Origin of the sequence: Enterobacter sp. 5-4 (assembly GCF_000612205.1) — a bacterium.
Classification (GTDB): Bacteria; Pseudomonadota; Gammaproteobacteria; order Enterobacterales; family Enterobacteriaceae; genus Enterobacter; species Enterobacter roggenkampii.
The window spans coordinates 44,547-61,412 of record NZ_JFHW01000009.1 but is presented as its reverse complement, the minus strand read 5'-3'; the positions used below and the strand labels follow the sequence as shown (position 1 = coordinate 61,412).

General features: G+C 55.2%; 19 protein-coding genes. 6 read left to right on the top strand and 13 right to left on the bottom strand.

The window, feature by feature from the left end; translation table 11 throughout:
- Positions 1-28 precede the first annotated feature (28 nt).
- Positions 29-724 (top strand): dethiobiotin synthase, encoded by a 696-nt coding sequence (gene bioD, locus AA74_RS0104690; protein ID WP_021241191.1) that lies wholly within the window; start codon positions 29-31, stop codon positions 722-724.
- Here the strand turns inward: bioD and clcB are convergent.
- The 9 genes from clcB to AA74_RS0104645 all read right to left on the bottom strand — a co-directional run bounded on the left by clcB (position 659) and on the right by AA74_RS0104645 (position 9,747).
- A complete protein-coding gene (clcB, locus tag AA74_RS0104685) occupies positions 659-1,969 on the bottom strand; it encodes a voltage-gated ClC-type chloride channel ClcB (protein ID WP_031274991.1) in 1,311 nt (436 codons plus the stop codon). The two genes, bioD and clcB, sit on opposite strands and share 66 nt — an antisense overlap.
- A 102-nt stretch (positions 1,970-2,071) precedes the next feature.
- The gene (osmV, locus tag AA74_RS0104680; RefSeq protein WP_025911456.1) at positions 2,072-3,220 is read right to left on the bottom strand and encodes an osmoprotectant ABC transporter ATP-binding protein OsmV; all 1,149 of its coding nucleotides are present in this window, start codon (positions 3,218-3,220) and stop codon (positions 2,072-2,074) included.
- The gene (osmW, locus tag AA74_RS0104675; RefSeq protein ID WP_021241193.1) at positions 3,220-3,867 is read right to left on the bottom strand and encodes an osmoprotectant ABC transporter permease OsmW; all 648 of its coding nucleotides are present in this window, start codon (positions 3,865-3,867) and stop codon (positions 3,220-3,222) included. The genes osmV and osmW overlap by 1 nt, the downstream gene beginning before the upstream one ends.
- Before the next feature lie 8 nt (positions 3,868-3,875).
- On the bottom strand, positions 3,876-4,775 hold the full coding sequence (osmX, locus tag AA74_RS0104670; RefSeq protein ID WP_025911453.1) for an osmoprotectant ABC transporter substrate-binding protein OsmX: 900 nt from the start codon (positions 4,773-4,775) through the stop codon (positions 3,876-3,878).
- A gap of 18 nt (positions 4,776-4,793) precedes the next feature.
- On the bottom strand, positions 4,794-5,504 hold the full coding sequence (osmY, locus tag AA74_RS0104665) for an osmoprotectant ABC transporter permease OsmY (protein WP_025911451.1): 711 nt from the start codon (positions 5,502-5,504) through the stop codon (positions 4,794-4,796).
- A gap of 276 nt (positions 5,505-5,780) precedes the next feature.
- Positions 5,781-6,518 (bottom strand): YoaK family protein, encoded by a 738-nt coding sequence (locus AA74_RS01000000122005; protein ID WP_032667268.1) that lies wholly within the window; start codon positions 6,516-6,518, stop codon positions 5,781-5,783.
- 159 nt (positions 6,519-6,677) lie between these two features.
- Positions 6,678-7,301, bottom strand: a complete 624-nt coding sequence (locus AA74_RS0104655) for a glutathione S-transferase family protein (RefSeq protein WP_025911448.1) — start codon at positions 7,299-7,301, stop codon at positions 6,678-6,680.
- Positions 7,302-7,385: 84 nt separating this feature from the next.
- On the bottom strand, positions 7,386-8,570 hold the full coding sequence (locus AA74_RS0104650; RefSeq protein WP_032667266.1) for an MFS transporter: 1,185 nt from the start codon (positions 8,568-8,570) through the stop codon (positions 7,386-7,388).
- A 49-nt stretch (positions 8,571-8,619) separates the two neighbouring features.
- Entirely contained in the window at positions 8,620-9,747 is a 1,128-nt protein-coding gene (locus AA74_RS0104645) for an alpha/beta hydrolase (RefSeq protein WP_025911445.1), read from the bottom strand.
- A gap of 114 nt (positions 9,748-9,861) precedes the next feature.
- On the opposite strand from AA74_RS0104645, the gene AA74_RS0104640 reads away from it, so the two are divergent.
- The gene (locus AA74_RS0104640) at positions 9,862-10,746 is read left to right on the top strand and encodes a LysR family transcriptional regulator (RefSeq protein ID WP_023292572.1); all 885 of its coding nucleotides are present in this window, start codon (positions 9,862-9,864) and stop codon (positions 10,744-10,746) included.
- A gap of 65 nt (positions 10,747-10,811) precedes the next feature.
- Here AA74_RS0104640 and AA74_RS0104635 read toward each other — a convergent pair whose 3' ends face one another.
- Complete coding sequence (locus tag AA74_RS0104635; protein WP_021241201.1) at positions 10,812-11,048, bottom strand: tautomerase family protein; 237 nt, start codon at positions 11,046-11,048, stop codon at positions 10,812-10,814.
- Positions 11,049-11,109: 61 nt separating this feature from the next.
- Here AA74_RS0104635 and AA74_RS0104630 point away from each other — a divergent pair, with 61 nt between their 5' ends.
- Together AA74_RS0104630 and AA74_RS0104625 are read left to right on the top strand one after the other, a co-directional pair.
- Positions 11,110-11,613, top strand: a complete 504-nt coding sequence (locus AA74_RS0104630) for a helix-turn-helix domain-containing protein (RefSeq protein WP_023311523.1) — start codon at positions 11,110-11,112, stop codon at positions 11,611-11,613.
- 398 nt (positions 11,614-12,011) lie between these two features.
- Positions 12,012-12,467: a hypothetical protein gene (locus tag AA74_RS0104625; RefSeq protein ID WP_025911442.1), complete on the top strand. Its 456-nt coding sequence runs from the start codon at positions 12,012-12,014 to the stop codon at positions 12,465-12,467.
- Between the two features lie 43 nt (positions 12,468-12,510).
- Here the strand turns inward: AA74_RS0104625 and AA74_RS0104620 are convergent, their stop codons facing one another.
- Positions 12,511-12,921, bottom strand: a complete 411-nt coding sequence (locus tag AA74_RS0104620) for an SgcJ/EcaC family oxidoreductase (RefSeq protein WP_025911441.1) — start codon at positions 12,919-12,921, stop codon at positions 12,511-12,513.
- Positions 12,922-13,681: 760 nt separating this feature from the next.
- Between AA74_RS0104620 and AA74_RS0104610 the strand changes: the two genes are divergently transcribed.
- Positions 13,682-14,392 (top strand): YnfC family lipoprotein, encoded by a 711-nt coding sequence (locus tag AA74_RS0104610; RefSeq protein ID WP_025911437.1) that lies wholly within the window; start codon positions 13,682-13,684, stop codon positions 14,390-14,392.
- Positions 14,393-14,590: 198 nt separating this feature from the next.
- On the opposite strand, the gene AA74_RS0104605 is transcribed toward AA74_RS0104610, so the two are convergent.
- Both AA74_RS0104605 and AA74_RS0104600 read right to left on the bottom strand, forming a co-directional pair.
- Positions 14,591-14,908, bottom strand: coding sequence for a YebG family protein (locus tag AA74_RS0104605; protein WP_025911435.1), 318 nt, complete (start codon positions 14,906-14,908; stop codon positions 14,591-14,593).
- 70 nt (positions 14,909-14,978) lie between these two features.
- Positions 14,979-15,332, bottom strand: coding sequence for a helix-turn-helix domain-containing protein (locus AA74_RS0104600; RefSeq protein ID WP_025911432.1), 354 nt, complete (start codon positions 15,330-15,332; stop codon positions 14,979-14,981).
- A gap of 337 nt (positions 15,333-15,669) precedes the next feature.
- Between AA74_RS0104600 and AA74_RS0104595 the strand changes: the two genes are divergently transcribed.
- Positions 15,670-16,845 (top strand): efflux RND transporter periplasmic adaptor subunit, encoded by a 1,176-nt coding sequence (locus AA74_RS0104595; RefSeq protein WP_025911431.1) that lies wholly within the window; start codon positions 15,670-15,672, stop codon positions 16,843-16,845.
- Positions 16,846-16,866 lie beyond the last annotated feature (21 nt).

Sequence of the window (16,866 nt, the reverse complement as noted above, 5' to 3'; positions counted from 1 at the left end):
GAAGCATACCCAAGAGGTGGAGTGAGTCATGCTTAAGCGTTTCTTTGTTACTGGTACAGATACCTCTGTCGGCAAGACCGTTGTATCCCGCGCATTGCTGCAGGCGCTGGCAGCAAGCGGTAAACGCGTGGCAGGGTACAAACCGGTCGCAAAAGGGAGTAAAGAGACGCCAGAGGGATTGCGTAATAAAGACGCCCTGGTACTGCAAAGCGTCTCGTCACTGGAACTGCCTTATCACGCGATCAATCCTATTGCGTTAAGCGAAGAGGAGAGCAGCGTGGCGCACAGCGGTCTGATTAATTACCCTCTGCTGTCCAACGGTCTGGCGAGCCTGTGCGAGAAGGTCGATCACGTGGTGGTGGAAGGCACGGGCGGCTGGCGCAGCCTGATGAACGATCTGCGCCCGCTGTCGGAATGGGTGGTGCAGGAACAGCTTCCGGTGGTGATGGTGGTGGGGATCCAGGAAGGGTGCATCAACCATGCGCTGCTGACGGCGCAGGCGATTGCCAATGACGGCCTGCCGCTGGTTGGCTGGGTGGCCAACCGCATCAACCCTGGTCTGGCGCACTATGCGGAGATCATCGACGTGCTGAGCGCTAAACTACCCGGACCACTGGTGGGTGAACTGCCTTATCTGCCTCGCGCCGAGCAGCGCGAGCTAGCGCAGTACATCGATCTCTCTGCCCTCAGTGGCGTGTTGACCGTAGATCGAGTCGTGGCGTAACGTCCGCGACAGCACGGACGCCAGCACGCAGGCGACCAGCAAACCGGGCAGTAAAAAATATTGCCCGGTCATTTCACAGACCATCAGCGCCGACATAATGGGCGCATGCGTGGTCGCGGCGAGTAGCGTCGCCATCCCCGCCAGCCCAAGCAGAATCGCCGTCTCAGCGCCAGGCAGCCACAGCGCGAAAAGCTGTGCAAACAGCATGCCTGTCGCCATGCCGACAAACAGCGTGGGCGTGAACACCCCGCCCGGCGCGCCCGATCCGCTGCTCGCCAGTACCGCCAGCAGTTTACAGATAAAGACGCCTGCAACGATCGACAGCAGCGGTGGGGCGAGCAGAAAAGCCTGCACCACGCTATAGCCGTTCCCCCACACCTTCGGCGTCAGAAGAGACAGCAGCCCGACGATCGCACCGCCGAGCGCCAGCTGCCACGGCGGCGAAAGCTTAAGGCGCAGGAACAGCCTATGGCTAAACGCCATCAGCCACATCAGCAGCGGCCCGCAAAGACCCGCCAGCAGCCCCATGGCGACCAGCAGGGCATAATCAGTTGCGGAGAGTGTGCCGCTCAAATGGACCGCGTAGAGCGTGCCGGTTCCCGGCGCCAGGAGCTGCGTGGTGAGAAGCGCCACTACCGCCGCGATAACCACGGGCCCGAGCGAGGCCAGCATCAGGGTGCCAAACAGAATCTCCGCAATGAACAGGCTTCCGGCTAACGGAGCATGGTAGGCGCTGGCCATCCCGGCCGCGGCGCCGCAGGCGATCCATAACTTCCATTCAGATTTGGGCGTAAAGCGCCGGGCAAAAAAGGAGGCGGCGAGGGCGGCAAGCAGGATCATCGCCCCTTCACGCCCGATGGCGCTTCCGCTGGCCACGACCAGCAGCGAGGCAAGGGATTTCACCAGGCTGGCGCCGTAATCAAACTGACCGTCGCCGGTCTCCAGCGCTTCCATATAATCGGTGGGGGCATGAGGCCGCTGGGCGGTCAGCCGTTGCCATCCCCATAGTAACAGTCCCGCAGCCAGCCCGCCCAGCGCGGGTGTCAGCGCGCGCCGCCAGGGTGAGAGCGACGCGGCGGCATTCACCAGGCTGCCGCTGTCGTTGCTGAGAAGCAACCACTCCAGCAGATACATGCTGTGGCGGAACACCGCAACGGCCAGCGCGGCAAGCACGCCGGTGACGGTAGCAATCAGCAGTCGACGAAACATCGCGCGGATGTCGGGGTACGTATGAAGACGTTGCATGGGTCGCGAGTAAACGGGAAAGATACAATATTGTGGCGGGAAATCGCGGGGTTAGCAAAAGGTATGCGTGCGGAAAAGCCGGGCAATGCCCGGCCGGAAAGATTAGCTCTCGCTATGTATATTCAACGCCCGACGCGTACGACCTGAACTGAGATACTCGGCAATATAGTCCTGAGAAATCTCGCCGTTGTAGCGCCCGTCCTCATCCACGATCGGCATCCAGCTGGTGTTGCTCTCATACAGGCGTGACAGCACCACGCGCAGGTTGTCTTCGGCTTTGCCGGTCATGCGGAACGGATGCAGGATGTCGGCGCAGATCCCGCTGGCGTTACGCGCTTCGCGACGCTTCACAAAGCCCAGCGGCTTGCCGTGCTCGTCCACCACGGTGATGGCGCGGATATCGTTATCATCCATGGTGGCAAAGGCCTCTGGAAGCGGGGTAGAGCCACGTACCGTGATAGTGGGCTGCTGGTCGGTGACGTCGCCCGCTGATACCAGCAGCAGACGCTTCAGCGTGCGGTCCTGGCCGACAAACGAGCCAACAAACTCGTTCGCCGGTTTCGCCAACAGTTCGTCCGGGCTGGCGCACTGCACGATTTTCCCCTGACGGAATACCGCAATACGGTCGCCAAGCTTCAGGGCCTCATCGATATCGTGGCTCACCAGCATGACGGTTTTTTTCAGCTTGCGCTGCATCTCGAGGAACTGGTTCTGGATCACCTCGCGGTTGATCGGGTCCACCGCGCCGAAGGGCTCATCCATCAGCAGCACCGGAGGATCCGCCGCCAGGGCGCGGATCACGCCGATGCGCTGCTGTTGGCCGCCGGACATCTCGCGCGGATAGCGATTCAGGAACTTATGCGGATCCAGCGCCACCATATCCATCAGCTCTTCGGCGCGGGTTTTACAGCGTGCTTTATCCCAGCCCAGCATGCGCGGTACGACGGTAATGTTCTCTTCGATGGTCATGTTCGGGAACAGGCCAATCTGCTGGATCACGTAGCCAATGCTGCGGCGCAGGGTGACGGTGTCCATCCCGCTGGTGTCTTCGCCGTTGATCAGGATCGTCCCGCTGCTCGGCGTAATGAGGCGGTTAATCATCTTCAGGGTGGTGGTCTTCCCGCAGCCGGACGGGCCGAGCAGGACGCACATTTCCCCTTCGGGCACGTTCAGGTTGACGTTGTCGACGGCCTTGAAGGTCTGGCCGTGCTTCTGTGAAAAGTGTTTGGTGAGGTTTTCCAGTTTTATCATTATCGAATCCCCTTCGGAGTCAGAACCACCTGCAGACGGTGCAGCAGCCAGTCGAGCACAATCGCTAAAAGACAAATCATCAGCGCGCCCGCAATCAACATGCGAATATCGCTTCCGCCGATGCCGTTGAGCAGCAGCAGGCCCAGACCGCCCGCGCCGATCACCGCGGCAATCGCCATCACGCCGATGTTCATCACCACGGCGGTGCGGATCCCGCCGAAAATCACCGGCAGCGCCATCGGAATTTCGACCCAGCGCAGGCGCTGCCAGAAGGTCATGCCGATGCCGCGTCCGGCTTCACGCAGGCCCGGCGGCAGGCTGTCGAGCGCCGTATGGGTGTTACGCACAATCGGCAGCAGCGAGTAGAGAAACACCGCTGTGATCGCGGGCAGGGCGCCAATCCCCTGACCGATCAGCGAAAAGAGCGGGATCATCAGGCCAAACAGCGCAATGGACGGAATGGTCAGCACGATGGTGGCAATCCCCAGCACCGGCGTCGCCAGCCACCTGTGGCGAACAATCAGAATGCCCAGCGGTACGCCGATGAGAATGGCTAAGCCCACGGCCAGCGCCACCAGCCACAGATGCTGCAGCGTCAGGGTTAAGAGGTAGTCCCAGTTGTCCAGAATGTAGTGAATTGTCTCCATAGCGCCTCCTACAGCAGCTGTTTGCTACGCAGGAAATCACGGGCGACCTGCTGCGGTGACTGATGGTCGATATCCACCTTCTTGTTCAGTTCGGTGATAACGTCGTTGTTGAGCTGGGCCGAGAGGGTGTTGAGCGCCTCTTCCAGGCCCGGATTGGCCTCCAGCGTGTCCTTACGCACCACCGGGGTGACGGCATAGCTCGGGAAGAAGCCTTTATCATCCTCCAGCACCTTGAGGTCGAAGCCCTTCACGCGCCCGTCGGTGGTATAAATCAGCCCGGCGTCGACGAAACCGTCGCGCACCGCGTTATAGACCAGACCAGGGTCCATCTGGCGGATCTGCGGGCGGTCCAGGTCCATCTTATAGGCGGCCTGAAGCGGCTTCATACCGTCGCTGCGCCCGGCGAATTCCAGGTCTAAGCCCAGCAGCCAGTTTTTGTCCGGGTTGGTTTTACGGATCTGCTCAATCTTCGCCACCATCTCCGACATGGTGTTGATATGTTCCGCCTCGGCGCGCTTGCGCTGCATGGCGAACGCATAGGTGTTGTTCATGTCGGCGGGCTTGAGCCAGACCAGACCGTGCTTCGCGTCCAGACGTTTCACCGTCTCGTAAGACTCCTGGGGCGACATGCGCTTGTTGATATGGTTAAAGATGATTAATGACGTGCCGGTGTACTCCCAGGTCATATCAATCTGCTTGTTGATCATCGCGTTACGGGAAATCACCGTGGCGATATTGGTTTGCGGCTGCACCTGGAATCCTTTCTTCTGCAGGTACTGCACGGTCATCGCCGAGAGAATGTGCTGCTCGGTAAAGCTCTTGGTCGCCAGAATCAGCGGGGCCGCCATCGCCTGGCCGGTGAACAGCGCCGCGGCACACAGCGCCGTCAGGCCGGATATCAGTCTCATAAAAGCTCCTTGTTATTGTTATCGAGCGAGATGGGGACTCATCACGCGACCCAGCGCCGCCAGCAGGGTATCGAGGATCAGGGCGAACAGGGCGGTGGCCGCCGCGCCGAGGATCAGGGTCGGGAAATCGTTCAGGTAAATGCCGGGGAAAATCAGCTCGCCGTAGCTGCTGGCACCGATCAGGAACGCCAGCGGTGCGGTACCGACGTTAATGGCGGTGGCGATGCGGATCCCCGAGAGCATGACCGGCCAGGCGGCAGGCAGCTCCACCTGGCGCAGACGCTGCCATTTGGTCATCCCGATGCCGTTTGCCGCTTCCAGCAGCGACGGCGGGACCGAGCACAGCCCGGCATAGGTGTTGCGCACTATCGGCAGCAGCGAGGCGAGGAACAGGGCGATGATGGCCGGCGTATCGCCAATACCAATCACCACCATCGCCAGCGCCAGCACGGCCAGTGGCGGCAGCGTGTTGCCGACGTTGAAGATTTGCATCACATATTCGGCGATACCCCGCGCGGCCGGGCGGCTCAGCAGAATACCGGCCGGAATACCCACCAGCAGGGCAAAGAACATCGATGAGAAAACCAGAATCATATGCTGTTGCCCGAGATAGATCAGGTCAACCTGACGCGCTCTGAGGGTCTCCAGCCCGATCCCCCAGACGAGGAGGGCGAGAACCACGATAATGGCGCCGACAAACAGCAGCGAACGTTTGAGTAATGGGTGCATTGCGGTGTGTCTCCCTGTGCGCATGCGTTATAGCAACCACCGGTTGCCTGTTGTTATGCCATGTTTCGGCAGGGGTAATTGACCTATATCAAGCGTTTGGGAAGGGTTCCAGCGAAGGGGTAAAATCAGTAACCCTATGAAACTAGTGGCAACCTGAGGTCAGGCCTTATGGCATAAGGCCTGATTGTGGGGCGGGCAGAATAGTCCTAAAGCGAATATTTATATGTGACAGTGTCACATTTAAAGGGCTTTTATGCCGATTACAGGTCATTACCTTCATAGAGGGGCGCGAACCCGTCGAACCCGCGACGAGACGGTGATTATTGAGACGGTGGCGACAACCGCAAGCATCACGCCTAGCGCCAGCATGGCGTTAAAGCCAATCCATCGGAACAGCAGCAGCCCCGCGATGCCGCCCGTAATGAACGAAAACAGGGTGGTTAAGTGGGTTTTTAGCTGGCTTTTTTGCGCCGCCGTATCTTTGGAGTAATCCCTGCGCAGCATCGCCACCATGACGGAGGCCAGGGAAATCCCCGCGTCCGTTAGCGTGCCGGTAATGTGCGTCGATCTTACCCGTCCGCCGGAAAGCTGCGTGGAGGTGGAATTATGAATGCCCATCAGAAAGCAGAGAAAAAGAATAATCTCGCGATTGCTGGTGAGCGCATGGAAATACATTTCGTAGAAGGAAACGCCGGTCAGTAATATCCCCTCGACAAAAAGGATCTGGCAAAAAACCAGCCTGACGTTATGGATAATTCCCCATATCACAATCGTGCGCGCAATAATGGCGCCAGCCACAAAAGAGAGAATTATCGAGCCGAAGAAAATCATATCGCTCAGATCGGTAGAAGAAACTTCGCTGGATAACTGTGAGGTGTTGCCGGTCATGTGTGAGGGGAAAAAGCCAAATGCCCCGAGGGCGATGGCGTTCAGCAAACCTGCCGAGGTCGCCAGCCAGAGAGCAAGCCGGCGATCCTCCTTATGCGTTCGTTCTTTCTTGAGTTTAATCAGCAAGAATACCTCCGGGTTGAGCTTTGCCTGACTATTCAGGCTAGCAAAGCGGTGCAACGGGCTGTCCAGGATATGGCTTAATTATTATTCCCTCTGACGACAATCAGGGTTTCGTAATTAAATAAAACAGCCTCGTTGCGGTATTCATTCAGGCATTAAGTTTTATATCATGCCGTTATTGCCGTGACGCAAAAATGCCGGACGATGGTTAAGGCGCTCGAACCAGGCCTCAATGGCGGGCACGTCTGGCTTATCAAACGGCGTCATTTTCCAGCGATTCACCGACAGCCCAAGCACCACGTCCGCGAGGGTAAACGTCTCGCCCGCCGCAAAGGACTCGGTGCGCTGCAGCTGGTTTTCCAGAATGGTGATGCAGTGGTTCCACTCTTTGATTCCCGCCGCAATGCGCTCAGGGTCGTTAAAGTCCGGGTTTTTACGCCCCAGCGCCGGGAAGACATAGCGCCAGGCGTTGTTAAATTCAGTGGCCTGCCAGTCCATCCAGCGCTCAACGTTGGCGCAAGCCTGCGGTGCGGCAGGCAGCAGATCGTGACGTTCGGCCTTGCGCGCCAGATAACGGCAGATGGAATTGGACTCCCACAGCACGAAATCACCGTCAATCAGCACCGGCACCATGGCGTTGGGGTTCAGGGCGCGAAAGGCATCCGTTTCCGTCGAGGCGAAACCGCTGCCGTAATCTTCCTGCTGATAGGCTATGCCCGCTTCTTCGCAGGTCCAGAGCACTTTACGAACGTTGATGGAGGTGGTTTTACCGAGGATACTGATCATTGCGCAGGTGTCCTTTAGAGGATGTTATTGTTTAAAAACAATACACGATCGGTGAAGAAAAGCGTCAAAAAATCATCCGGCGCGTTATTTGTGAAGACGCGAAAGCAGAAACGTTAGCGCTGCCGCAAAGAGGAGCACTATGCCACTCAATGCAAACGAGCTCTGCCAGCTATAACGATCGAAGGCTATACCGCCCGCCGTTGAGCCGAGCGCAATGGCGAGCTGGATCACCGCGACCATCAGTCCACCGCCTGCTTCAGCATCCTTCGGCAGCGTTCGAGCAATCCACGTCCACCACCCCGTCGGCGCTGATGTTGCCAGCATCCCCCATAGGCCTGACAGCAGGGCCACAATCCACACGTTATGCCCGGCGAGAATCAACGCGACTGCGATGGCCGCCATCAGTAGAGGGATCGCGATCAGCGTTATGTAAAACGCGGCATTAAGCACCAGGGCAACGAAAAGGGTGCCCACAAAACCTGCAACGCCTATGGTGAGCAAAATTAGCGACAGCCCGGCTCCGCTCACCCGGGTGACGGTTTCAAGGAACGGGCGCAGATAGGTAAACAGCGCAAACTGCCCCATAAAGAACAGGCCGCAGGCCAGCAGACCAACGGAAACGGCAGGCTGGCGGAATAACCGAAAAACACTTCCTCGTGATGTACCGTTTTTACGCGCGTTCATGTCAGGCAGGCTTAAACACTGCCAGATGAACGCGACTATCGCCACGGGCACCAGACAAAGAAATGCGCCGCGCCAGCCAATAGTGGCCCCAAGATAGCTGCCAAGCGGGGCGGCCACCACCGTTGCCAGCGCGTTACCGCCGTTGAAAATGGCCAGCGCGCGCGCAACCTTATGCGGCGGAACAAGGCGAATGGCCGTTGCGGCAGACATGGACCAGAACCCGCCTATAGCGATACCGATCAGCGCGCGGCCTGTCATGTAAACCAGATAGTTTGGGGCGAAAGCGATAATCATCCCCGAGAGCGCCATCAGGAGCGTCATGCCCAGAAGAAGGTGTTTGCGGTTTATATTCCCGGCAAGCCGGGAAAGGAAGAGGCTGGTCAGCACCGCCAGCGCGCCGGAAATCGCGATCCCCTGGCCAGCGAGACCCTCCGTAACGCCCAAATCTCTGGCAAGGGGAGTAAGCAGGCTGACGGGCATAAATTCCGAAGCAATCAAGACAAATACGCACAGGGTCATGGCAAAAACGCCACTCCAGTGTGCATGCTCTGTGTTCTGTGATGTGGTGCGGCTCAGTGTAGGCATAGTCAGATTTCACAAAGAGCCACCCGTATAGGGCGGGTGGCGTAGAGGTTTATTTCAGGTTGGTTTTGAAGAACTGCTCAAACTGGCCGAAGGGGATCTTCCCGGCAGCATTATCGTAGAGATCGACATGGTTTGCGCCCGGAACAATCACCAGTTCCTTCTGCTTGCTGCCGACCGCTTTAAACGCATCTTCAGCAAAGTAGCGGGAGTGTGCCTTTTCACCGGTTACGATAAGCGTTGGGATAGTAATTTCCCTGCCGTAGCTCAGCAGCGGCATATTCATAAATGATAATGGCGTGGTCGCGGTCCACGCGCCGGTGGAGTTGACGGAGCGCGCATGGAAGCCGCGCGGCATACGGTAGTAGTCAAAGAATTCTTTGAGTACCGGATTCGGGTTGTCAGGTAACGCCTCCGGCAGAATACGTTCAGCTGCCGTCACCTTGCCGTTCTCATCGACATAAATGTCATGGCCGCCGTGCGCGAAGGTACCGTTCTCAGCATCTTTCCAGCGCTGTGCGTTCAGATACTGCAGAACGGCACGGCGGTCAGACGTTGAATAGCGATCTTTCCCGTCGCCCACGCCGTGGCCCATCGCCCGGCTCATGTCATACATCACGCTGGTGGCGACCGCCTTCACGCGGGTGTCCATGGATGCTGCGTTGAGCGCCATACCGCCCCAGCCGCAGATGCCGAGAATACCAATGCGGTTACGATCAACCTCTTTCTGCAAACCGAGGAAGTCCACCGCCGCGCTAAAGTCTTCGGTGTTGATATCCGGAGACGCTACGTTGCGCGGCTGGCCACCGCTTTCGCCCGTATAGGACGGATCGAACGCCAGGGTTACAAACCCATTTTCTGCCAGGATTTGCGCATACAGGCCGCTGGACTGCTCTTTGACCGCGCCAAATGGCCCGCTGACCGCAATCGCCGCCAGCTTGCGGTCGCCGCGGTTTTTGGGAAGATACAGATCGCCTACCAAAGTGATCCCGTATCGGTTCTGGAAGGACACCTTACGGTGATCGACTTTGTCACTTTCGGCAAAGGTTTTATCCCATGTGCTCACCATCGAAACAGGCGCGTTTGGGTTGGTGGTTTCTGCATAACTCATTGTTGTCACTCCACTTAATGATGCACATAGCAGCATCGCAACGGACAGTTTTTGGGTAAATGTTTTCATAGAAATGAACCCTGGGTTGTTGTGTTGCGGTCATTATAGTTAGCAGAAATAGTGCTGATTAGAGGGCGAAAGCTGCTAGGATTCATATCATATTGTTATAAATGGGTGGGGATGATGGCGAAACGGGAAAACTATAATGAGCTGTACCTGTTCATGCAGGTGGTACGGGAGGGGAGCTTCACGGCGGCCGCGCTTCGGCTTGGGCTGGCGCAATCCGGGATCAGCCGCTCGGTTCGCGAGCTGGAAGAGCGATTGGGCGTTCAACTTCTGGTCCGCACCACGCGCAAGCTCTCGCTCACCCATGCCGGGGAACAGCTTTATCAGACCGCCGAGTCTGCATTCGATACGCTCGATACGGGTCTGGCGACCCTGGCACACTATCGTCAGACGCCGTCCGGCACGGTGCGTATTAATGCCAGCCAGCACGCTATCGATAAATGTCTGCTGCCAAAGCTCGCCATTTTTAAACAGCGTTACCCGGACATCAGGCTGGAACTGATCAATGAAAGCCGCTTCGTCGACATTATCGCCGAGCGGTTCGATGCGGGTGTCAGACTGGGGCCGGAAGTGGGGCAGGGAATGATTGCTGTGCGTATCACGCCTGATATGGAAATGGCCGCGGTGGCTGCCCCGGAACACTTCAGACGCTACGGTTTTCCGCAGACGCCAGCCGATTTAGTGGCTCATCCCTGCATTGCCTACCAGTTTGCCGACGGTAGTGACTATCAGTGGGAACTGGTGCAGGACGGGAAAAAAATCACCCATCGGCCAGAGGGGCAATGGGCGCTGTCTGACAGCTACATGGAAGCCGAGGCCGCCCGGCTGGGGCTTGGGCTGGCCTATGTCCCGGTGGAGCTGGTGGCTGACGATCTGGAGCGCGGAACGCTTATCCGGGTGTTGCAGCGCTATAGCCTGCGCATGGACGGGTTGTATCTCTATTATCCGCACCGCAACGTGTCGCCTGCCCTGAGGGCTGTGATCGATACGCTGAAAATTTAGGGCGGCATAACATCACGAGAGCGGACATACAAACTGCCCGCCGGTGAGCTATGACTAAAAATAAATCAGGACCGCTGTGGTGAGGCAAATTTTGCAGCAATCATTTCAGATGTGGGCTGTATTCCCCCAAGACTCCACTGTTCCGGTTCATGCTCGTCAATACGGATCCATACTGAACGCCGGAATTCAGGATCGCCGTTTCCCTCAATTTCAACAATAAGATCAGTCATACGACGTAGCAGTTCTTTTTTTTGCTCCGAATTCATCATTCCTTTAATGGTTTGCACATTTACGAAGGGCATTGTATTCTCCTTAAATAACTGAGTCTTTAAATCATACTCAGGTTACGAGGCAAACGAAGAGATGTCAAAAAATAAATCATTACCGTACTTATTACCTGAGCTTTGTGGGTTAGCGGCGGCCGCTGAGCTTCTTGGCGATCAATGGGTTTTGTTGATTCTGAGAGAGGCGTTTTATGGGGTAACACGCTTTGAAACGATACGGGATCATACAAAAATCACCCGGCAGACGCTGGCGAACCGGTTAAAAAAAATGACTGAACTCGGCCTGCTTTGCAAAATCCCTTATCAGGAAGAAGGGGCGCGTGAACGGTATGAGTATGTTCTCACCGCCAAAAGCCGCAGCCTTGCGCCGATTCTTTTCTCTTTGATGGAGTGGGGTCATAAAAACATACTGCACGACGCACCGCATATTGCGTTAACAGACAAAGAAAGTGGAGAAGTGGTGAATAGCGCCTATGTTACCGCCGACGGTAAGTTCGTTGACCCTAAAAACGTTCGGTTAACGTTTCACGACAGCCAATACTTAGCCGCCATGCCCCAGGCGCCTGACCATACAGACGCTTAAAGCTGCGGTTGAAGGACTGCCGGGAGTCAAAGCCCAGCGAGAGCGGTGATTGATACCCTTAAAATTTAGGGCAGCGTTGTCATTCTGGAAGGCGCCTCGCAAACCGCAAAGTAACCTTATGAAATTCAGCGTTATGTCTTTTCCTCTACGGGGCGCGGTCGTAAAGTGCCTGCGTTGCGGCACATCCGCAATCGGGCGTAGGAACCCGCATCTACAGAGCGATATTTATATGTCGCGACAGCGCCGATCTCGTTAAAATTGCGGTGGCGCTGACGGAGCAGCCGCAAGGCTGGCCGTTTTCTCTGTGGGCGGTATTCCTACCTCTGTCAGCGCTACCCCCTCGAGCGTAGGAACTCATCGGGTGGTTCACCCAATTTATACACTGAGGATGCCTTACGATGGCTACTATCCCAACCCTGACTTACCTTCCATCTGACGAAAACGTCATTCTGCAACTTATCTCCCGTCCGCTTCCGGCCGATGCCGATCTCTTTGACATCGCCGACAACTGCGCCGCGCTGGTGAGCGTGCTGGTCGAAACCGATGATGTCGCGAGCCGTACTGCGCTGTGCGAGCGTCTCCTTGAGGCTCTGCGCAGGCTGCGCGCACTCTGCGATGCCGATCTTCCGCCATACCTGATTGAACAGTTGATCATGGGTGAGAAAACCAACTCCTGCGTGCCCGACTGCTGGCAGGACACCTTAACGCAGGTGGACTATGTTCTGGCGCTGACGCAAGCCGTTATGGGGGGAACGCTGCCCGCTCACGTAGTGAAGGAGCTGACAGGCCTGCTGCACGATATGGTGTGGCTGCTGGCTGAGTTTGTGAAGGAGCCGCGCATTACTGCGCATTAAGGGGCTGGCGCGGAGGGGCGGCAGCGCCCCTTTGAAAGTGTGATTAACGCGATCGGTTCCCGGTATCCAGAAGCGACGTGCCGTAGGAGTTGTCGATAGTACAAAGCCAGCGACCGTCGCTTTCCTGCCGAAAAACATAGGTCGCGCGGCGCGACATTTCCGTTATTCCACCCTGACCATCAGGAAAACGCAGAACGGTTTCCATGATAACGAGGGCAGTGTCACCGCCTTCGATCACCTGCATCTCTCCTTGTTCCACAATCAATTGGTCCTGGAAATAATCCGAGATGGCAACAAACGCGCTGCGGATGTTGTCTTTGCCTTTAACAACCATTCCGGGCTTGACCACCAGAGCTGCATCTTCGGCGTAGTGTTTCATCAGCGCGTCATAGTTTTTGGTGGTGATGGCGCGATCGCAGGATTCGATTATCTGGCGTAGCGGGTGTGGGGTCATGCGTATTTTCTCAGAGAGGGGGAAAGCGTATTAACTTAACAGTCTGGCGTGTTTGTATAGCTACCAGGTTTTGTGGTTGGAAGGTTTAGCATAGAAGCGGATAGTTTTAAGGTTACGCCTGCTATGGGTGGTGAGCTCAACGGGGCGATTTCTAAACTGATATCGAGTCATTAAAACCTTCATCTGTCAGGTTTTGTGTCAGCAGTCACTACAGCAGGATAATAACTTCCTTGGGTAACTAAAGATTTTTTGCACAAAGTCGATAACTCCCCGGAAGACAGTCATTTGACGAAACAGTATTTATCAGGGGAAAAAGAAGTTGAGATTTCTAACATTGTTTATCCTCCTTATTGCTATTACTCTACATGCCGAAGAACATGATTATGGCCCACCTGTCTCTGTATGCCTGAACAAACATACCATTCCCTATATCAACACGATGATTCCAGCTGCAAATATTGTTAATGACGCTTATCTGACATGCCAGGGTGTCGTTGATGAATGGAATCGTGAGAGAGAATCCTTGCCCAAAGAAATGGTAATCAAGCAGAATAAGGAGTTGCGTGATATGTATATCAGGATGATTGAGATCCGTCGGAAAGCGAGTGCACACAAAAAATGAGGGACCCTTGTATCGATTGATTAGAACAAAAAGCAGACACTTAACGTTTGTCATGGAAACGCTTCGATTATTCGTAAAATATGAGAGCGCGAATTCACATCATCGTTGAATGCTATTTTATTAATAAAGGGATGACTTATGAAAGCAGGTGTTTTTTTAAATCTATTATTATTGACGTTATCATTTGATGTCGCGGCATTTACTCAATTCAAACCGGCGGTCTTAAATGCTGCTCTTTTATTCGATCATGATGCAACAACCGGGAACGTAAAACATAGCCTCCAGTGGATGCGGGATGTTACAGGTAAACTTCAGGTTATGACAGAAGTTAGATATGATCGCAGCGGATGCTTTACGAGTATCAACATGGTTGACAAGGCAAATGATCGAGAGTTTCATTTGGTCAATAAAGATGGCTTACTGACGTCACTTAAAGGCCAGCGTATTACCGGAAAAATAAATGAGCGCTGCGAAATTACTGAGCTTGAGAATGAAAAAGGTAATTACTTACTCAGTTATAATATACGTGGCTTGCTGGAAAAAATAATCGACAAAGATACGGGCGAAGTTGTAGAGCGATATGAATATCACAACAGCCAATTCCCCGTTCGCATAATAAACTACAAAGATCCAAAAGATGAACGCATCGTTTACCCATCCGGGAGTGCGCAATTCCTTGACTCAGAATTAGTGTCGAAAAGAGAGGACATCACTTTCATGGTGAAGCAAAGCTGTGCCTACACCGCTGATGGTAATGCAGATAAATGCTCGCTGATAGCATCCACTAACGACGACTATCGTGACTCAAGCCTCGTATGGATTTCTAATCACAAAAATGAATATTTCTAAATTATATTAAAAGGACTGAACCCACGTCACCTTCCCGAAAGGTTGATTAACGTCCTATTTTTTTTGTCAGTGCATCATCTCCTGCTTTGAAACGATGGTATCGTTAACATCAATCAGCAGGAGAGTACTACAGACAGCCAAAAAGCCGTAAGCAGTTATCTGCTTACGGCTTCCAGAACGGTGATGATTTTCTGACAATCAGGCCGCTTTCACAGCCCTGATTTTTTTCGTGTCAGCCGCATCGGAGTCAGTTGTATCCGCTACAGCAGCAGCAGTGAGATCGGGAAGCTTGCTGGTACGCAGAATATGCTGCACGGTCTCTTTCTGCTCGGCGAGATACAGGCCAAGATTTTCAGCCTGCGTTTCATCCATCTGCATTCCGCTTTGTAACAGCCAGTCGGTGAACGCGTCGGCCATATCGAGCAGCTTGTCGTGAGCGTCAGCCTCTTTCTTACTGGCAAATGTCATTTTCTCTTCACCTTTTCTTACGACAACAAATTTTGTTTCAACAGCCATCGTGCACCTCGCTATACTGTATTTATATACAGTATAGCAGCAACAGATCGACGTTGCAGCAAAATATGCATTACTGGCGAAGCTGCTGCGTTTCGGGGCCACCCATACTGCGTCGCCATGCCCCAGGCGCCTGACCATACTGACGCTTAAAGCTGCGGTTGAAGGACTGCTGGGAGTCAAAGCCAAGTGCTATCGCCACGTTCAGAATCGGTTCATCGCTGTGGGATAACCGCTCAACCGATTTTTGCAGCTTTTGCGCGCGAATATACCCGGCGAGGGGATAGCCCGTATGCTCTTTGAACAGGCGCTGGAGGTGCCATTTCGAGTAGCCGGAACGCCTGGCGACGGTCTCAATGTCCAGGCGGCTGTCCAGGTTGTTGTCGATCCAGTCGAGTAAATCATGCATAAATGCGCCAGTGTTCATCTGGTTACCCCCACGCAGCGGATGAAAAAGTATCTTTGTCTGTTGCATTTAAAGGTGGCGCGTTTTTGCAGTAATTGCAAGTTTTATTGTTGCATTTAAATCCCTGACCGAAACGGGTCTTTTCACATCCACTCAAATAGCACATAAAGTGCAACAATTATTCTTGCACTTAGTTAAGCGCCTTCCTACAATCGCCGCGAATAGTGTATTCGCAACTGTTACAGTTTTGTGGCGATGAACGACACAAATGGCCTTAAGACAGCCCCCGGACAAAGGAAGTGGCGCGGTGCCTCCTGCTGCGTGTTGCCCGGTGGCGACAATTATCGGAATAAAAATAATGAGCCTGCAAAAAACCTGGGGTAACTCTCCTCTGAGCGCGCTGGGGGCCATGTTGCTCTCCGTGCTGCTCGTCGGATGCGATAACAGCGTCGCGCAAAATGCCGCGCCACCTGCGCCTGCCGTGAGTGCCGCTGACGTGGTGGTGAAATCGATTAGCCAGTGGGATAGCTTTAACGGCCGGATTGAAGCGGTGGAGAGCGTTCAGCTGCGCCCGCGCGTGTCCGGCTACATTGATAAGGTGAATTACACCGACGGCCAGGAAGTGAAGAAGGGCGAGGTGCTGTTCACCATTGATGACCGTACCTATCGCGCCGCGCTGGAGCTGGCGCAGGCGAACCTGGCGCGGGCCAAAACGCAGGCCAGCCTGGCGCAAAGTGAGGCTAACCGTACCGATAAGTTGATCAATACCCATCTGGTCTCACGGGAAGAGTGGGAGCAGCGTCGCTCGGCTGCCGTTCAGGCGCAGGCCGATATTCGCGCCGCGCAGGCGGCGGTTGACGCAGCCCAGCTCAACCTGGACTTCACCAAAGTGACCGCGCCTATCGATGGTCGCGCCAGCCGGGCGCTGATCACCAGCGGGAACCTGGTGACTGCGGGCGATACCGCCAGCGTCCTCACCACGCTGGTCTCGCAGAAGACGGTGTACGTCTACTTTGACGTGGACGAGTCAACCTACCTTCACTATCAAAACCTGGCCCGCAGCGGGCAGGGGGCGTCCAGCAATCACACGGCGCTGCCGGTTGAGATTGGCCTGACGGGCGAGGAGGGCTATCCCCATCAGGGCAAAGTGGATTTCCTGGATAACCAGCTCACGCCGAGCACCGGGACCATCCGCATGCGCGCGCTGCTGGATAACTCACAGCGTCAGTTCACGCCGGGACTGTTTGCCCGAGTACGCCTGCCGGGCAGCGCGGAGTTCAAAGCTACGCTTATCGACGACAAAGCGGTGCTGACCGATCAGGATCGTAAATACGTCTATATCGTCGATAAAGAGGGGAAAGCGCAGCGTCGCGACATTACGCCGGGTCGTCTGGCAGACGGTTTACGCATTGTGCGGCAGGGGCTGAACCCTGGCGACAAAGTCATCGTCGAGGGTTTACAGAAAGTGTTTATGCCGGGTATGCCGGTTAACGCCAAAACCGTTGCCATGACCGCCAGCGCCGCCCTCAACTGATCCCTTGACCTGAGAATCCAA

Excerpts from the sequence above, each read along its gene's own strand:
- AA74_RS0104620 (WP_025911441.1), bottom strand. The coding sequence starts at position 12,921 with ATGACCCCACACCCGCTACGCCAGATAATCGAATCCTGCGATCGCGCC.
- osmW (WP_021241193.1), bottom strand. The coding sequence starts at position 3,867 with ATGGAGACAATTCACTACATTCTGGACAACTGGGACTACCTCTTAACC.
- AA74_RS0104645 (WP_025911445.1), bottom strand. The coding sequence starts at position 9,747 with ATGAAAACATTTACCCAAAAACTGTCCGTTGCGATGCTGCTATGTGCA.
- AA74_RS0104650 (WP_032667266.1), bottom strand. The coding sequence starts at position 8,570 with ATGCCTACACTGAGCCGCACCACATCACAGAACACAGAGCATGCACAC.
- AA74_RS0104600 (WP_025911432.1), bottom strand. The coding sequence starts at position 15,332 with ATGAACACTGGCGCATTTATGCATGATTTACTCGACTGGATCGACAAC.
- AA74_RS0104595 (WP_025911431.1), top strand. The coding sequence starts at position 15,670 with ATGAGCCTGCAAAAAACCTGGGGTAACTCTCCTCTGAGCGCGCTGGGG.
- AA74_RS0104610 (WP_025911437.1), top strand. The coding sequence starts at position 13,682 with ATGAAAGCAGGTGTTTTTTTAAATCTATTATTATTGACGTTATCATTT.
- AA74_RS0104630 (WP_023311523.1), top strand. The coding sequence starts at position 11,110 with ATGTCAAAAAATAAATCATTACCGTACTTATTACCTGAGCTTTGTGGG.
- osmX (WP_025911453.1), bottom strand. The coding sequence starts at position 4,775 with ATGAGACTGATATCCGGCCTGACGGCGCTGTGTGCCGCGGCGCTGTTC.
- clcB (WP_031274991.1), bottom strand. The coding sequence starts at position 1,969 with ATGCAACGTCTTCATACGTACCCCGACATCCGCGCGATGTTTCGTCGA.
- AA74_RS0104635 (WP_021241201.1), bottom strand. The coding sequence starts at position 11,048 with ATGCCCTTCGTAAATGTGCAAACCATTAAAGGAATGATGAATTCGGAG.
- AA74_RS0104625 (WP_025911442.1), top strand. The coding sequence starts at position 12,012 with ATGGCTACTATCCCAACCCTGACTTACCTTCCATCTGACGAAAACGTC.
- osmV (WP_025911456.1), bottom strand. The coding sequence starts at position 3,220 with ATGATAAAACTGGAAAACCTCACCAAACACTTTTCACAGAAGCACGGC.
- osmY (WP_025911451.1), bottom strand. The coding sequence starts at position 5,504 with ATGCACCCATTACTCAAACGTTCGCTGCTGTTTGTCGGCGCCATTATC.
- bioD (WP_021241191.1), top strand. The coding sequence starts at position 29 with ATGCTTAAGCGTTTCTTTGTTACTGGTACAGATACCTCTGTCGGCAAG.
- AA74_RS0104640 (WP_023292572.1), top strand. The coding sequence starts at position 9,862 with ATGGCGAAACGGGAAAACTATAATGAGCTGTACCTGTTCATGCAGGTG.
- AA74_RS0104605 (WP_025911435.1), bottom strand. The coding sequence starts at position 14,908 with ATGGCTGTTGAAACAAAATTTGTTGTCGTAAGAAAAGGTGAAGAGAAA.
- AA74_RS0104655 (WP_025911448.1), bottom strand. The coding sequence starts at position 7,301 with ATGATCAGTATCCTCGGTAAAACCACCTCCATCAACGTTCGTAAAGTG.